11 protein-coding genes are annotated in these 15,465 nt (G+C 58.4%); all 11 read left to right on the top strand.

All coding sequences use genetic code 11. The features are described 5' to 3' along the window. The first annotated feature begins 195 nt into the window (after window positions 1-195). Window positions 196-4,104 carry a Ti-type conjugative transfer relaxase TraA gene (gene traA / locus AC5DC2_RS08110; protein WP_491698135.1) on the top strand — a complete coding sequence of 1,303 codons (3,909 nt, stop codon included), beginning with the start codon at window positions 196-198 and terminating at the stop codon, window positions 4,102-4,104. Continuing rightward, entirely contained in the window at window positions 4,101-4,634 is a 534-nt protein-coding gene (gene traF, locus AC5DC2_RS08105) for a conjugative transfer signal peptidase TraF (RefSeq protein WP_109614881.1), read from the top strand. The genes traA and traF overlap by 4 nt, the downstream gene beginning before the upstream one ends. Then, entirely contained in the window at window positions 4,597-5,793 is a 1,197-nt protein-coding gene (locus tag AC5DC2_RS08100) for a conjugal transfer protein TraB (protein WP_244916238.1), read from the top strand. The genes traF and AC5DC2_RS08100 overlap by 38 nt, the downstream gene beginning before the upstream one ends. A gap of 13 nt (window positions 5,794-5,806) precedes the next feature. Next, window positions 5,807-6,442, top strand: a complete 636-nt coding sequence (locus AC5DC2_RS08095; RefSeq protein WP_109614879.1) for a TraH family protein — start codon at window positions 5,807-5,809, stop codon at window positions 6,440-6,442. Then, window positions 6,439-6,804: a thermonuclease family protein gene (locus AC5DC2_RS08090; protein ID WP_109614878.1), complete on the top strand. Its 366-nt coding sequence runs from the start codon at window positions 6,439-6,441 to the stop codon at window positions 6,802-6,804. Before AC5DC2_RS08095 ends, AC5DC2_RS08090 begins: the two co-directional genes overlap by 4 nt. Next, window positions 6,804-7,277: a hypothetical protein gene (locus tag AC5DC2_RS08085; RefSeq protein WP_146201558.1), complete on the top strand. Its 474-nt coding sequence runs from the start codon at window positions 6,804-6,806 to the stop codon at window positions 7,275-7,277. Before AC5DC2_RS08090 ends, AC5DC2_RS08085 begins: the two co-directional genes overlap by 1 nt. Before the next feature lie 173 nt (window positions 7,278-7,450). Then, window positions 7,451-7,645: a helix-turn-helix domain-containing protein gene (locus tag AC5DC2_RS08080; protein ID WP_109614876.1), complete on the top strand. Its 195-nt coding sequence runs from the start codon at window positions 7,451-7,453 to the stop codon at window positions 7,643-7,645. Next, window positions 7,645-11,031 carry a helicase-related protein gene (locus AC5DC2_RS08075; RefSeq protein WP_109614875.1) on the top strand — a complete coding sequence of 1,129 codons (3,387 nt, stop codon included), beginning with the start codon at window positions 7,645-7,647 and terminating at the stop codon, window positions 11,029-11,031. The genes AC5DC2_RS08080 and AC5DC2_RS08075 overlap by 1 nt, the downstream gene beginning before the upstream one ends. Window positions 11,032-11,045: 14 nt before the next feature. Further along, window positions 11,046-14,339: an Eco57I restriction-modification methylase domain-containing protein gene (locus AC5DC2_RS08070; protein WP_109614888.1), complete on the top strand. Its 3,294-nt coding sequence runs from the start codon at window positions 11,046-11,048 to the stop codon at window positions 14,337-14,339. Beyond that, window positions 14,340-14,549: a hypothetical protein gene (locus tag AC5DC2_RS08065; RefSeq protein ID WP_170125241.1), complete on the top strand. Its 210-nt coding sequence runs from the start codon at window positions 14,340-14,342 to the stop codon at window positions 14,547-14,549. Between the two features lie 129 nt (window positions 14,550-14,678). Then, window positions 14,679-15,437, top strand: coding sequence for an IS21 family transposase (gene istA, locus AC5DC2_RS08060; protein ID WP_491698134.1), 759 nt, complete (start codon window positions 14,679-14,681; stop codon window positions 15,435-15,437). The last annotated feature ends 28 nt before the right edge of the window (window positions 15,438-15,465 follow it).

Raw genomic sequence — 15,465 nt, 5'->3', positions numbered from 1 at the left:
AACTATACCTTAATACAATTTACCATTAATTTTTTCAGTTTTGTCACATCTGCAGTTTGCAGCAGCGGCGCAGAAGGAGGGAGCGACTGACCCACATAGTTGTCGCGTTCCTGGGCCTGCAACGCGGCCAGCCGGCGCGCTGCGAGGGCTTCGCGACTGGGAGCAGCCGCTGGCGCTGCGGAGGACCAGGAAGATGTGGAGGATGCCCCCGAGTGGGCAAAGGCCATAATTGCGGATCGGACAGCGGCCGGGAGCGCCGAGGCGTTCTGGAACAAGGTGGAGGCGTTCGAGGTTCGCAAGGATGCGCAGCTTGCCAAAGAGTTCATCATGGCATTGCCGATCGAGCTGACGACGGAACAGAATGTCGCTTTGATGCGCGACTTTGTTACCGGACAGATATCGAAGCGGGGGCTGATTGCCGATTGGGTCTATCACGATGCACCGGGCAATCCGCATGTGCATCTGATGACGAATCTTCGGCCGCTCACCCATGACGGTTTCGGTGGCAAGAAGGTGGCCGTGCTGGACGAGAACGGCAGGCCCCTGCGTTCAAAGAACGGCCAGATTGTTTACAAACTATGGGCCGGGGATAAGACCGATTTCCTCGCATTACGCGAAGCGTGGTACGCGGCGCAGAACAAGCATCTGGAATTGAACGGCCATGACGTTCGCGTCGATGGGCGGTCCTATGCCGAGCGCGGCATAGAGCTTGCGCCAACCTCGCATATCGGTGTTGCCAGCAAGGCAATACAGAGGGAGGCCGAAGCAGAAGGGCGCGAGGCGAAGCTTGAGCGTCTGATGCTGCATGCGGCAACACGGCGGGAGAATGCCGAGCGGATCGCGGCCAAGCCGGAGATCGTCATCGATGCCGTTTCGCGTGACCGGAGTGTTTTCGATGAACGCGACATTGCGAAACATCTTCATCGCTATGTTGACGACGTGGGCGAGTTTCAGAACCTCATGGCGCAGATCATGGCGAGCCCGGAGCTTGCGATGATCGAGGCGGAGGGCGTTGACTTCGCGACAGGGGAAGTTCTGCCGAACCGTTATTCAACGCGGGAGATGATCCGCGTTGAATCGGAAATGGCGTCCCACGCCGAGGTGCTTTCTAGCCGGGGCCGGTTCGGTGTTTCTGCCACAGTCCGCAACGAGGTGCTGGCTGCGCAGAGCCGTATTTCCGACGAGCAGCGGATCGCGATTGAGCGCATCACGGGCAATGAGCGTCTTGCCATGGTGGTCGGCCACGCCGGCGCCGGTAAAACCACGATGATGAAAGCGGCCCGCGAGATATGGGAGGCGGAGGGCTTCAAAGTGGTGGGCGGGGCGCTCGCTGGTAAGGCTGCCGAAGGTCTTGAGAAAGAGGCCGGTATCGAGAGCCGGACACTGGCCTCATGGCAATTGCAGTGGCAGCGCGATCGGCTTCACCTGGACGACAAGACCATCTTTGTCATGGACGAGGCGGGCATGGTTGCCTCTCGTCAGATGGCAGATTTCGTTTCCGAGGTTTCCCGTTCCGGAGCAAAACTCGTACTGGTCGGTGACGCCGGTCAGTTGCAGCCGATCGAGGCGGGCGGCGCCTTTGCCTCGCTTTCCAACATCACCGGCTATGCCGAACTGGAAACGATCTATCGCCAGTTCGAGGACTGGATGCGGGAAGCTTCCATGAGCCTCGCGCGCGGCGACGTGGAAACGGCATTGACTGCCTACAACGATCGCGGCCATGTCATCGAGACGGCCACAAAGGACGAGGCGATTGCCGCGCTCGTGAAGGATTGGGTGGCGGACTACGACCCGAACCGTTCGAGCCTGATCCTTGCCTACATGCGGCGCGACGTGCGGGCACTCAATGATCTTGCGCGTTCCGCTCTTATCGAGCTCGGTCAGCTTTCCGAGGGTCATGAATTCCGGACCGCCGAAGGTGCGCGCAATTTCGCAGCTGGCGATCAGGTCGTATTCCTGAAGAACGAAGGCTCCCTTGGCGTCATGAACGGCATGATCGGGCGCGTGGTGGACGCCGGGAAGGGCCGTATCGTCGTTGAAGTTGGCGAGGGGGGGCGTGGCCCCGGCAGTTCACGCAAGGTCGAGATCGATCAGCGGTTCTATGCGAATGTCGACCACGGCTACGCGACGACCGTACACAAGAGCCAGGGCGCGACCGTCGATCGCGTCAAGGTTCTGGCCTCGTCGATGTTCGACCGCCACCTTTCCTATGTGGCGCTTACCCGTCATCGGGAGAGTGTCGAGCTGTATGCGTCAGCCGACGAGTTCAAGCGGTATTCGCGCGTCGATCATATGGCCGGCATCACCGGCAAGATGGTCGATGCAGGAATGGCGAAATTCCGCGAGGGAGAGGACGTGGCGCCGTCGCCCTACGTGGATCTTCAGGACCGGAACGGATCCACGCATCGCCTGTGGGGTGTCAGCCTTCCCAAAGGCGTCGAGCAGTCCGGAGCATCCATTGGCGATGTGGTCACGCTTCGCAAGGATGGCACCGAGCAGGTCATCGTCAAGGTTCCCGTGATCGATGAAGCGTCGGGCAAGAAGCATTTCGAGGAACGTGCTGTCGAGCGGAATGTCTGGACGGCGGCAATCGTGCAGGAAACCGATCCGGTTGCACAGCGGATCGGGGCGGCCGCCATGTTCGCCAAGCCGGGGCGCATCGATCATGCCGCCGGTGTGACCGGCGAGCTGGTCGAGGCAGGAGAGGCGAAATTCCGCGATCGTGAGGACGTTGAGCCGACACCCTATGCCGACCTCAAGGCGGCCGATGGAACGGTGCATCGGCTATGGGGCGTCAAGATACCGAAGGCACTCGAGGAGGCGGGAGCATCCATTGGCGATACCGTTACCTTGCGCCGAGACGGGACCGAGGACGTCAAAACGCTGGTGCCGGTTGTGAACGAAGCCACCGGAGCGACCCGGCTTGAAGAGCGGACCGTTGAGCGCAACGTCTGGACCGCTGTCAGGATCGAGACGGCCGAGCAACGGACAGCGCGGCAGGATAGCACCTCGAAGGAGCAGCCGTCGCAAGTGTTTCATGCTCTTGTCACGCGCCTATCCCGATCAGGAGCGAAAGGGACGACGCTCGATTACGCCGGGTCCAAGCTCTACGACCAGGCCTTGGCCTATGCGAACAATCGCGGGCTCTACGGCATCCGCGTGGCAACGGCGCTGGCGAAAAATCATGCGCGTTGGATCAAGGATCAGCGCGCGCGCCTGGCCGCCGCCGGCGCGAAACTCGCCAGCTTCATCGAGCGGTTCGGCCGCAACCAGTCCGCCCGTTCCATACCGGCCGCTCAAACTCAGCCTTGGTTGCGCGGTGTCGCGACCTGGGCACAATCCATCAGCCAAGCAGTGGAGGCTAAAGTGCAAGGTGACGCGACCCTGACAGTCCATTGGACTGACATCAACGACCGCATGAAGCTGATCTATGAGAAGCCCGAGGAGGCGATGAAGGCGATGAATCTAACGCCAGCCCTCAATGGCAATGACTCAGCCGCCAAGGCCGAGCAGAGCCGTATTCACGACCAGCTCGCCAACAATCCCGAAGCTTATGGCGCGCTACGCGGCAAAACCGGCTTGCTGGCGTCAGGGGCGGCCAAGGCCGAACGGCAGCGCGCCGTCGGCAATGTCGCGCCGCTGCGCAAATCCATGCAGGATTATATTCGCCTGCGAGCTGAGATCGCGGATCTCCGGACGGTGGAATTGAGCCGCGAACGTGACCGCCAGCGCATCGACATACCGGCAATTTCCAGTTCGGCCGAGCGCGTTCTCGAGCGTGTCCGCGACGCGATCGACCGCAACGATATTCATTCGGCAATGGGCTTTGCCCTAGCCGACAAGATGATCAAGGCCGAGATCGATGACCTCAACAAAAGCCTCGACAAAAAGTTCGGCAATCGGGCGTTCAGGGGCGGTGCGGAGCCCAAGGGCAAATCGTTCGATGCCGCCGCTGCCAAGGTCGCGCCCGGCGATCACGCGAAACTCGCCAGCGCATGGCCGATATTCAACGCAGCGCAGAAGCTTGCCGCCCATGAAAAGGATCTGCAGCAGCAACAGGCCCGCACGCAAACGCAGTCTCGCAACCCGGGCATGACCCGATGAGCAGACGGCGCAACGCCCTTGCGATTATCGGCGCCGGCGCGCTTCTGATCGGTGGCATTGCCAGCGCGTTTGCGTTCGGCGGCTACCGGATCAACTTCACCCCATCCTATCCCCTCGGGCTTTGGCAGATCGAGCCATTGAACCGGGAGATCAGGGCAGGGGACCGCATATTCATATGCCCGCCCCAGGGCGCGGCCGCAGCACTTGCGCTGGAGCGGCATTATCTGCCCCGCGGTCTTTGCCCCTCCGGGAGCGGGCCGCTCATCAAGACGGTTGCGGCAGTCGCCGGTCAGGCGGTCGAGATCGACGGCCAGGTTCTCGTTGATGGCAAGCCTTTGTCGTCCTCGCGTGTCCTCAAGGCTGACGCTGAAGGTCGCGCCATGCCGATCTTTGCCGGAGGCAGGGTCAGCGAGGGCACAGTGTTCCTGCATTCGGATTTTGTTGGTTCTTATGATTCAAGATATTTCGGCCCAATCCCCACGTCCGGCGCGCTTGGCCTCGCGCGAGAAATTCTCACCTTCACCCCGTAGCATCGCCGTTGGCGCTGCTTTCGTCGCCGGTGGCATCATCACCGGCGCCGTCGGGTGGAGCGGCCATGCCCTGGCATTCCCGGTTGGCGTTGCATTTCCAGCACTTTGGGCATTCGCGCCCTCGCGAACCGTCGCGGCGCTTGTGGCGGCCGCCCACTTCCTGGGCGCCGCGCGCGGCCTTCCGGTCGGAACGTCGATTTTCTTTGGCGAACAGCTCGCCATCGGGCTTGCGTTCTGGATTGCCGCATCGATCCTCTTCGTTGCGGTCCATGCCGCGCTCTGGACAGCCAGGGGCGGTTGGCATCGGCCGCTGCGCTACGCGATCGCGGCCATCCTCATGAGCATCCCGCCCTTCGGCATCACCGGATGGGCAAGCCCGATCACGGCGGCCGGAATCTTGTTTCCAGGGTGGGGATGGTTCGGATTGGCAGCAACTGCGATCGGCCTGCTCGTCATGACGACGAGAGCCTGGCCGATCGCCGCGTTCGTCCTGGGAGGATTTTACGCTTGGTCCACTGCAACGTGGACGCCACCAGCAGTACCGAAAGGGTGGGCAGGGATCAACACCGGGTTCAAGTTCACGGCGGCCGGGCAATATGCCGATTACGCGCAGCATCTTGAGACAATCGCCCTGGTGAAAGAGGCTGTAGGGCAGGGAGCAAAGGCCGTGGTCCTGCCTGAAAGCGCCCTTGGCCTTTGGAGCCGGACCACCGAGCGGCTTTGGCTCCGCGAACTGGCGGGCGTCGAGGTCAAGGTCAATGGCGGTGCGGCCGTCATCGATCCGATCGGCTATGACAATGTGATGATGGAGATCGCGCCGGAAGGTTCGCGGATCCTCTATAAAGAGAGAATGCCGGTCCCGGCATCGATGTGGCAGCCCTGGCTGGCTTTGACGGGCGAGGGCGGAGGCGCGCACGCGCATTTCTTTGCCAATCCGGTTGTTGAGTTCGCGGGCTTTCGCGTGGCGCCGCTCATCTGCTACGAACAATTGATCATCTGGCCGGTCCTGCAATCCATGTTGCATGACCCCGATGTGATCGTTGCCACAGGCAACGGCTGGTGGATCGGAAACACCAATATTGTCGCAATCCAGAAGGCGAGCGCAGAGGCGTGGGCCTCGCTGTTCGGCCTTCCGCTGGTGATGGCCTTCAATACTTGAGAAAGGAGCGGGCATGATCGACGCGGCTTTGATTCAACAATGTGCCGATCCGCGCTTGAGCGTCGAGATCGTTCAGAAATTTGTCGAGGAAGTCGGCGCCGCCGATCATCTGACGGTCACGGTGAAGAGCGGCCAGCGGACGTTCGCTGTTCCCAAGCCGGCCACGGCCGAAGAAGCCTTGGCGCTGACGCAACAGCATGTGGGCCAGGCTGTGGTTCGCGTCGGGCTGACGCAGTATCCGGCCGGCCTCGGTGTTGCCGACAAGAGCGAGCTGAGCATCGACCTGTTCGACCCTTGCGAAAATCTCCGCAGGGGCACGGCTCTGTTCGGCAAGGTCTACCGCATCGTCACGAAGTGGTACGGCAATCCCCGGCCGGAGGCGTTCGATGACGCGATATGGGCTTATGGCACCGGCATCTTCGAGGGGGAGCGCGTGTTCTATGCCGACGATCCCGAAGACGTGAAGGTTGCGGAGCCGGAGGCGGCCGAGGCTCAGGAGGCCGAGGGCGAGCAGTCGGCAGAGACTGAGGTAGGCGAGGGGCCTTCAGAACCCCCGTTCAAGGACGAAGACCCGAACAAGGCGAGCATCCGGATCGATCTGTCCGGTATCAAATCCCACAACACGGAGCCGAAGACAGCAGGCCAATGAACAGCCATATCATCGTCACCATCATGCTCTGCGCCGTGCAGTGCGAGCCGACAGAAATCCGCATCTGGGACGGAGACACGTTCCGCGTCGGGAGCCGCGGCGGCGAATCCGTGCGGATCTTCAATATCGACGCGCCGGAGATCGAGGGGAAATGCCGCTTCGAATCCGACCTGGCGCAGCAGTCCAAGCAACGGCTTGCTTCCATCCTCCAGGATGGCAAGGTGGAGATCCAGCGGCAGGATACTGATCGCTATGGACGCACCTTGGCGGGCGTTCGGGTCAACGGTCAGGACGCCGGCGACATGCTTGTGCGGGAAGGCCTGGCCCGCACATGGAGCGGGCGACGGGAGCCGTGGTGCTGATGGCGGATTACGACACGATCAAGGACCGCTTTATCCTGGTCAGCCCGGACGAGGCGACCATTCATGTTGTCAGCCGGAAGCTGTTTCATGAGGTGATGGGTGGCGTGGCGGCGCTACCCCAATGGGCCGGACTGCGGTTCAAGTCTGCCAAGGTGCTGATCGCCTACAAGGGCGACTTGCCGCTTATCGTTGCCGTTGCAGAAGGGCGGATCGAGCAGCTTACCGAAACAGGCGTCATCGATGCTGATTTTAATAAGCTGAAACTTGCGTCGAAATTGAAGACCGCCTTCAGGGACAAGGCCCGTCCGCAAACCGGCTCCCATCCCTTCGCGCAGCGCGTCGTGGATGCGACGAGCTGGGAGTGCAATGAGGAAGCGGACGCGGACATCTTTTGGCGCCTGACGGAGTATTTCATCGAAGGGAAACGTGGGCAGTCTGTGGTCGCCCAGATCGATGTTGAATTGGTAGCCTGATCGGCGGGAAATGGAAGACTGTGGGTTCGAGCAAGGGGAGGCTCATGAACGATTGCCCTTACTTCGCGGCGTTCCCTACGGTTGCCGTTCGAAGTCGCGCTCGCTCCTGCTTGCGGTTTCCGTAATTTTCCTCCATTTTCCCAGTTCTGCTCCTCGGGGGGGCTATCACGCCAATGAGCAACGACATCCTGACGATCCGAGAGGTCGCCGAGTACCTCAAGATCAATGAGAAGACGGCCTACCGTCTCGCGGCAGAAGGGAAACTCCCCGGGTTCAAGGTCGGAGGCGCTTGGCGTTTCCGAAAGGATGAGATCGAGAGGCTCACTAAGGGCCAGAATACGCGCGATGAGAGCGCTGGAGATGCTTGATGCCGCGTATTTTTGACAACATCGAATCGGGTCTTCTTCCCGCACTTCGACAGACGCTTTCGATATCCGAGCGGGGAGACTTCTGTGTTGGCTACTTCAATCTGCGAGGCTGGAAATCGGTAGATGATTTAGTTTCTGCATGGCCAGGCGGAGAAGGAAGCCAATGTCGCCTACTTGTGGGAATGCAACGTCTTCCGCAAGAGGAACTGCGGATTGGGCTCGGAACCGGTAAGGAAGATCATACGCTCGACAACCAGTCGGCACTTCGACTGAAGAGAAGATTGGCGGAAGACTTCCGTGTTCAGCTAACCTTGGGCATGCCAAATAACGCCGATGAGGCCGGGTTGCGGCGGCTTGCTAGTCAATTGAAATCGAAGCAGGTCACGGTTCGGTTGTTCCTGAAACATCCCCTGCACGCGAAGCTCTATCTCCTTTTTAGGCCAGATCCGAACAACCCGATAACCGGCTTTCTAGGTAGCAGCAATCTTACTCTCTCCGGCCTTTCGAAGCAGGGTGAGCTGAACGTCGACGTTCTCGATCACGACGCCACGGAGAAACTCGCCAAATGGTTCGATGACCGTTGGTCGGACCGCTGGTGCATCGATATCACGGAGGAACTGATCGAGGTCATCGAGGACAGTTGGGCGCGAGAGGAGCCGCTCGATCCTTACATGATTTACGTCAAGATGGCCTACCATCTGGCGCAGGAAGCGCGCGCAGGACTCAATGAATTTCGAATACCACCGGAGTTTGGAAAACGGCTTTTCGCTTATCAAGAGGCCGCAGTCAAAATCGCCGCTCATCATCTGAACAAACGCGGTGGAGTCCTCATCGGCGACGTTGTTGGCTTGGGCAAGACATTGATGGCTACTGCGCTCGCCAAGATATTTCAGGACGATCACTTCACAGAAACACTCATCATTTGCCCGAAGAATCTGGTCAAGATGTGGGAGGATTATGTTGCTGAATACCGTCTCCTTGCAAAAGTGCTCTCGGTCACGCGGGTTACGCGAGAACTGCCCGATCTTCGGCGATATCGCGTCGTCCTGATCGACGAAAGCCATAATCTTCGCAACCATGAGGGACGAAGATATCGAGCGATCCAGGAGTATTTGCAGGAAAACGAAAGCCGCTGCATCCTCCTGTCAGCGACACCGTACAACAAGACCTACGGCGATCTTTCCAACCAGCTTCGTCTTTTCGTCCCCGAGGAACAGGACATCGGCGTTCGTCCGGAACGACTGTTGCAAGACATCGGGGAAACGGAATTCATTCGGCGCCACCAATGCCCCGTCAGATCCCTCGCGGCTTTCGAGAAAAGCGATCACGCTGATGATTGGCGGGAGTTGATGCGCCTCTACATGGTTCGTCGCACGCGAACGTTTATTCAGGACAACTATGCTCAGATCGATCCCGCCAACGGTCGCAAGTTCCTAACGTTCGAAGACGGTTCGCGTTCCTATTTCCCCGAGCGTGTGCCGCGTACTCTTCGGCTTAATATCAACGACAAAGACACCGGCGATCAATACGCGAAGCTTTACGCCGCGCCGGTCGTGGACGCGATCAATCTTATGCATCTGCCGCGCTACGGCCTGGGCAACTATGTCGCGCCGAAGCCGCACAAGCCACCGACGCCGAATGAAGCGAAGCAACTTGACGACCTTTCCCGTGCGGGCAAGCGCCTCATGGGTTTTTGTCGCACCAACCTGTTCAAGCGCTTGGAAAGTAGTGGTGAGGCGTTCCAGCAATCGCTAGAGCGCCACGTCCTGAGAAACTACATCTTCCTACATGCCATCGAGAACGAACTTCCTTTACCACTTGGTACGCAGGATGCCGGACTCTTAGATACCGCGAATTACGACGAGGATGTCGACGATCAGAGTGCCGATGCCGAGCTGTTCGCAGAAGGCGAAGATGAGAATACTCAGGACGCCGAAGCACTCGACTTGCGCGACGAGGCGGCCTTTCGAGCGCAGGCGGCGGAAACGTATGGGCTCTACGCCACCCAATACAGGAAGCGGTTCAAGTGGCTTCGTGCCGACCTTTTTGTGGCTCAGCTGAAAAAGGATCTGGCAACCGACAGCGCACGGCTCCTGAAGATCATTGACGATTGCGGCCAATGGGATCCGTCGAAGGACACCAAGCTCGCGTCTCTATTCGACCTGCTGACCAAGAAGCATCCCAATGAGAAGATCATGATCTTCTCGCAATTTGCCGACACGGTTCGCTATCTCGAGCGACAGTTGAAGGCAAAAGGCCTCAAGTCGATCGCCGCGGTGTCGGGCGAAACATCGGATCCGACCAGCTTTGCGTGGCGTTTCAGCCCCGGTAGCAACAACAAGCGCGACAAAATTAAGCCCGACGAAGAGTTGCGTGTCCTGATCGCTACCGATGTACTCAGTGAAGGCCAGAATCTTCAGGACGGTGCGATTCTGGTGAACTACGACCTGCCTTGGGCGATTATCCGTCTCATTCAGCGTGCGGGCCGTGTTGATCGCATCGGACAGAAGGCTGAGAAAATCCTCTGCTATTCTTTTCTTCCGGCTGATGGCGTCGAACGCTTGATCCAATTGCGTTCGCGTGTCCGCCAGCGTTTGAAGGAAAATGCCGAGGTCGTAGGGACCGACGAAGCGTTCTTCGAGGATGAAGGCGAACGCGAAGAGCTTGTCGATCTTTATAACGAGAACGCTGGTATTCTGGACGGCGAAGCAGATACCGAGGTCGATCTCGCCTCGTACGCCTATCAAATTTGGAAGAATGCGATCGACGCGAACCCGGCTTTGCAGAAATCGATTCCTGAGCTTCCGTCCGTTGTCTATTCCACGAAGGCTTACACGCCCCAAGACGGGCGCCCGCACGGCGCGCTGGTCTATATGCGTACAGCACAGGGTAATGACGCTCTTGCCTGGGTCGACCAGGACGGCGCCAGTGTCACCCAGTCGCAGTTCGAAATCCTGAAAATCGCGGCGTGCGAGCGGAACACACCCGCCTTGCCTCGGCAGGAACAACACCATTCAATGGTTGCAAAGGGTGTCGAGCACATTGCTGCAGAGGAGAAGCAGGTTGGTGGGCAACTTGGTCGCCCTTCCGGTGCGCGCTTCCGCACCTACGAACGCCTTAAGCGCCATGCCGACAAGGTAAAAGGATCTCTGTTTGATCTACCCGAGCTCGGCAAAGCCATTGAAGAAATTTACCGTTTCCCGCTGCGCCAGTCGGCGACCGATACCTTGAACCGACAGATGAAGGTGGGCATCAATGATGACAAGTTGGCCGAATTGGTTTTGGCGCTACGTGAGGAGGATCGGCTTTGTCTGATCCAAGATGAGGAACACTCCGGCGAGCCGCAGATCATCTGCTCGTTGGGGCTTGCGCGTCTGACGGCGTGACGAAGGGGCTGGGGATGGACTTCAACGCCGATGATGCCAGGAAACTGCTGGAGCAATTCGAGTTCGGAAAGCTCTTCATTGAGGAATTAGGATGGGATCGGCATAGCGCCGACCTGTCCATCGCAACCTCGAACGCTACGTTCGCTCTGAAAGCCGTCGCCGAAAAGCGCGGGATGGTTGCCTGGGTTTGTCAGGCGCCAGTCGACCAGCAGATCCCGGACCGCGCCACGCGAAAGAAAATCGAGATCCAAGTCGCCAAGACGACACTTGAGCACCTGATTATCTTCATCGACGGGAAGCGTGCCGAGCAGATATGGTGCTGGGCGCGGCGCGAGGCCGGCAAGCCCGCCTCGGTTCCCGAGCACTTTTGGTATGCCCCATCAGGCAATAGAGGCTTCCTGCAAAAGCTGGAAGCGATTGCGTTCTCACTCGCCGAGGAGAGCACCCTTACGCTGGTCGATGTCACGGCGCGCGCTCGCGCTGCCTTCGATGTCGAGCGCGTCACAAAGCGTTTCTACGATCAGTTCACAAAGGAACACACGGCCTTCCTCGGCTTCATCAGCGGCATCACCGAGGTCGCGGATAAGGAATGGTACGCCTCGCTGATGCTCAACCGCTTGATGTTCATCTATTTCATGCAGCGGAAAGGCTTTCTGAACGGTGAGCGGGATTATTTGCGCGACAGGCTAGCTCGCTGCCAACGTGAAAATGGCCAAGACAGATTCTATTCCTTCTATCGTTATTTCCTCCTGCGCCTATTCCATGAGGGGCTTGGCGGCAGGGAACGGAGCCCGGAGCTCGACAAGCTCCTCGGCCGCATCCCCTATCTGAACGGTGGCCTCTTCGAAAAGCACCCGATCGAGGAGCGCTGCCCGGACATCAAGATCCCGGACGAAGCCTTCACGCGCATCTTCGCCTATTTCGACCGCTATCAGTGGCATCTCGACGAGCGCCCGCTGCGCAACGATAACGAGATCAATCCGGACGTTCTCGGCTATATTTTCGAGAAATACATCAACCAGAAGCAAATGGGGGCCTACTACACGAAGGAGGATATCACCGAATACATCTCGAAAAACACGGTGATCCCTTTCCTCTTCGACGCCGCAAGGGCCAAGTGCAAGGTGGCCTTCGAAAACCCGGGTGGACCGACGATCTGGGATCATCTGCGCGACGATCCCGACCGCTATATCTACACCGCCGTCAAGCACGGCGCAGTACAAGCGCTTCCGCCTGAGATCGCGGCTGGCGTCGAAGACGTTTCGGCCCGCACGCAATGGAACCAGAAGGCGCCGGCCGACTTCGGCTTGCCGACGGAAATCTGGCGTGAGGTCGTGGCACGGCGCACTCGTTATGCAGAAGTCCGCGCAAAACTGGCGGCGGGCGAAGTCCGCGAGATCAACGATCTCATAACGCTCAATCTCGACATCCGGCAGTTCGCCCAGGACGTGATCGAGCGTTGCGAAGGCCCGGATCTGCTGCGCGCCTTCTGGAACGCGATTGAGGGAGTCACCGTTCTCGATCCAACCTGCGGTTCTGGCGCGTTCCTGTTCGCCGCGCTCAATATCCTCGAACCGCTCTACGAGACGTGCCTCGACCGGATGGAAGCCTTTGTTGCCGATCTTGAGCGCTCGGCTGATGGCCACGCGCCAAAGAAGTTCGAAGACTTCAAAGCCACACTGGCAAAAGTCGGCGCGCACCCGAACGCCCGCTATTTCACGCTGAAGAGCATCATCCTGAACAACCTCTTCGGCGTCGATATCATGGAAGAGGCGGTCGAGATCTGTAAGCTCCGCCTGTTCCTCAAGCTTGCTGCCCAGGTCGATCCCGATCAGAAGCAGGAAAACCTCGGTATCGAACCGTTGCCGGATATCGACTTCAACATCCGCGCCGGCAATACGCTGGTCGGCTACGCGACCTATGCCGATGTGAAAAAGGCGCTGACGAGCAAGCTCGATCTTGATAATTCGTTGGAAACAATCACGGCTAATGCCGCTAAACTTCAGCAAACGTTTGATGCGTTTCGAAAACGACAAGTAGAGGGTGACGGCCCCGTTCCGCTTGAAGACAAAATAAGACTTCGAGAACAATTGGCGTCACTGGAAACTGCGCTTAATCTCCACCTTTCTGCTGATTACGGCGTCAAGAAGCAATTTGAAGGCAACTTGAGCGGGTGGGTAAAGACGCATCAGCCGTTTCACTGGTTCATAGAGTTCCATGGGATCATGAGCCGGGGCGGCTTTGATATAGTTCTAGGAAACCCGCCCTACGTCGAGTACAGCAAGGTAAAAAAGGCATACTCGGTTAGAAACTACCAAACGGAAGCGAGCGGCAATCTTTTTGCCATGTGCGGAGAGCGATCTTTTGACCTATCTCCAAACGGTCGATCTGGGTTGGTTCTCCCTGTTTCAGCAATTTGTACGGATCGAACCTCATCGTTCCAGGAGCTTCTGTTTAAGCGGGATTCGATTTGGGCTTCGTCGTTTGATGTCTTCCCTGCTCGGCTCTTTGAAGGAGCTGCGCAGCGGCTCGCAATAATAATTGCCGAGAATCGTCTGGCAAACAAACGAGTTCGGATGCAGACGACTGCCTATAAGCGATGGTTTGCGGCTGAGCGCCAATATTTGATGGAAGGGTTGTTTTATCTGGACGTCTCTGAAAGCGCGTCGGTGACCTGGATACCGAGAATCGATAGCTCCTTAGCCATTGACATACTGAAGAAGCTGACGGGAAAGAGCATCAACTACTTTATGCGCGATAAGGGTGCCGCACCAATCTACATCCACCGCATCATAAATAACTTTGTGAAAGCTGTCGATTTCGCGCCTCTCTTCAAAAGAGAGGGAGAGGCTGAAACGGTTTCACCCGATTTTAAGAAGCTCTATGTCGACAATACCTATCGTCGGAGCATTTTATCGATATTGAATTCAAACGCGTTTTACTGGTACTGGCGATGCCACGGTGATGGGTTCCACTGTGGGTTTAAAGAGATTGGACGGTTTCCAACTCAGATAACGGGACTTTCGGAACCACAAGTAACGCGCCTTGAGGTGCTTGGACAACAAATGTCCGACTCGCTGCGAAGAAATTCGGCAATCAAGGTGAGAAACCAGAAGAAGACGGGGCGTATTGAGCTTCAGACATTTTCATTTCCCCCGTGTAAGCCGGCATCGGATGCAATTGATCTTGAAATTGGCCCTGTACACTACGGTTTGAGCGATGTCGAAATTGACTACATTGTGAACTACGACGTTAAATATCGAATGGGACAAACAGAGGAAAATGACGGCAGTGAGGAGGAAGATTGATTGAGGATCGCTGTTCTCGCATGGGGCTCGCTTGTCTGGGATCGTCAGAAACTGGCGATTGCCGACGACTTCGACCCGAGCGGCCCGCAACTTCCTGTTGAATTCTGCCGCATCTCGGGAGGCGGGCGGCTCACTTTGGTGATCGATTGCGGATTCCGAGCTGAAGCCGGCCGGCATTCCGATCAATTACCGGCCACCGTTCCGATTTGAAGCCGGCCACGATTCCAATCAATTGTCGGCCGTTTTTCGGCTCTAACGATACCCCCTGGGTCAGCAACTTTGGCATCAAGCCTCCCGGTACACGAGGAGATTTTGATGCCGGCGAAGAGAAGGCTGACCATGAGACAATTACGACAGATGCTCCGGCTTGCCGGAAGCGGAACAAGTAGCCGCGAGATTGCGGTGGTGCTCGGCGTTGCGCGCAGCACCGTGCAGGACAATCTGAAGCGGGCGGCGCTAGCGGGCTTGGCCTGGCCCTTGCCCGGCGAGCTGACCGACGATGCGCTCGAACATCGTCTTTTCGCCCGCGCCGGGGTCAAGCAGGGCCAGCGGCGAAGGCAGGAGCCTGAATGGGCTGAGCTTTCGATCGAGCTGAAGAAGCCGGGCGTGACGCTTCTGATCCTCTGGGAGGAATACCGCAGCGTCCATCCCGACGGTTACGGCTATAGCCGCTTCTGCGAACTGTTTCGCGGTTTCGAGCAACGCCTGTCGCCGACGATGCGCCAGGAACACGCCGCCGGCGACAAGGTCTTCGTCGACTATTCCGGAAAGAAGGTGCCGATCGTCGATCGCAAGACCGGCGAGGTCCGGGAGGCGGAACTGTTCGTTGGCGTGCTCGGCGCGTCGAGCTACACGTTTGCCGAGGCCACCTGGACCCAGACGCTCCCGGACTGGATCGGCTCGCATGTGCGCATGTTCGCCTTCTTCGGTGGCGTGCCCCGGCTGATCGTGCCGGACAACCTGAAGTCCGGCGTCAACCGCGCCAGCTTTCATGATCCCGAGATCAATCGCAGCTACGGCATGATGGCGTCCCACTACGGTGTCGGCGTCCTGCCGGCCCGGCCGCGACGCCCGAAGGACACGGATGAGATCGAATAGCCCCTTCGACAGAAATTGTGGTATTTTC

The sequence above is a fragment of the Martelella sp. genome (assembly GCF_984369615.1).
Note: the sequence above shows the minus strand (reverse complement) of the source record. Positions and strands in the feature narration are given on the sequence as shown.

What these genes read in the sequence shown, in the direction of transcription:
- traF (WP_109614881.1), top strand. Translation starts at nt 4,101, where the DNA reads ATGAGCAGACGGCGCAACGCCCTTGCGATTATCGGCGCCGGCGCGCTT.
- AC5DC2_RS08095 (WP_109614879.1), top strand. Translation starts at nt 5,807, where the DNA reads ATGATCGACGCGGCTTTGATTCAACAATGTGCCGATCCGCGCTTGAGC.
- AC5DC2_RS08090 (WP_109614878.1), top strand. Translation starts at nt 6,439, where the DNA reads ATGAACAGCCATATCATCGTCACCATCATGCTCTGCGCCGTGCAGTGC.
- AC5DC2_RS08085 (WP_146201558.1), top strand. Translation starts at nt 6,804, where the DNA reads ATGGCGGATTACGACACGATCAAGGACCGCTTTATCCTGGTCAGCCCG.
- AC5DC2_RS08080 (WP_109614876.1), top strand. Translation starts at nt 7,451, where the DNA reads ATGAGCAACGACATCCTGACGATCCGAGAGGTCGCCGAGTACCTCAAG.
- AC5DC2_RS08075 (WP_109614875.1), top strand. Translation starts at nt 7,645, where the DNA reads ATGCCGCGTATTTTTGACAACATCGAATCGGGTCTTCTTCCCGCACTT.
- AC5DC2_RS08070 (WP_109614888.1), top strand. Translation starts at nt 11,046, where the DNA reads ATGGACTTCAACGCCGATGATGCCAGGAAACTGCTGGAGCAATTCGAG.
- istA (WP_491698134.1), top strand. Translation starts at nt 14,679, where the DNA reads ATGAGACAATTACGACAGATGCTCCGGCTTGCCGGAAGCGGAACAAGT.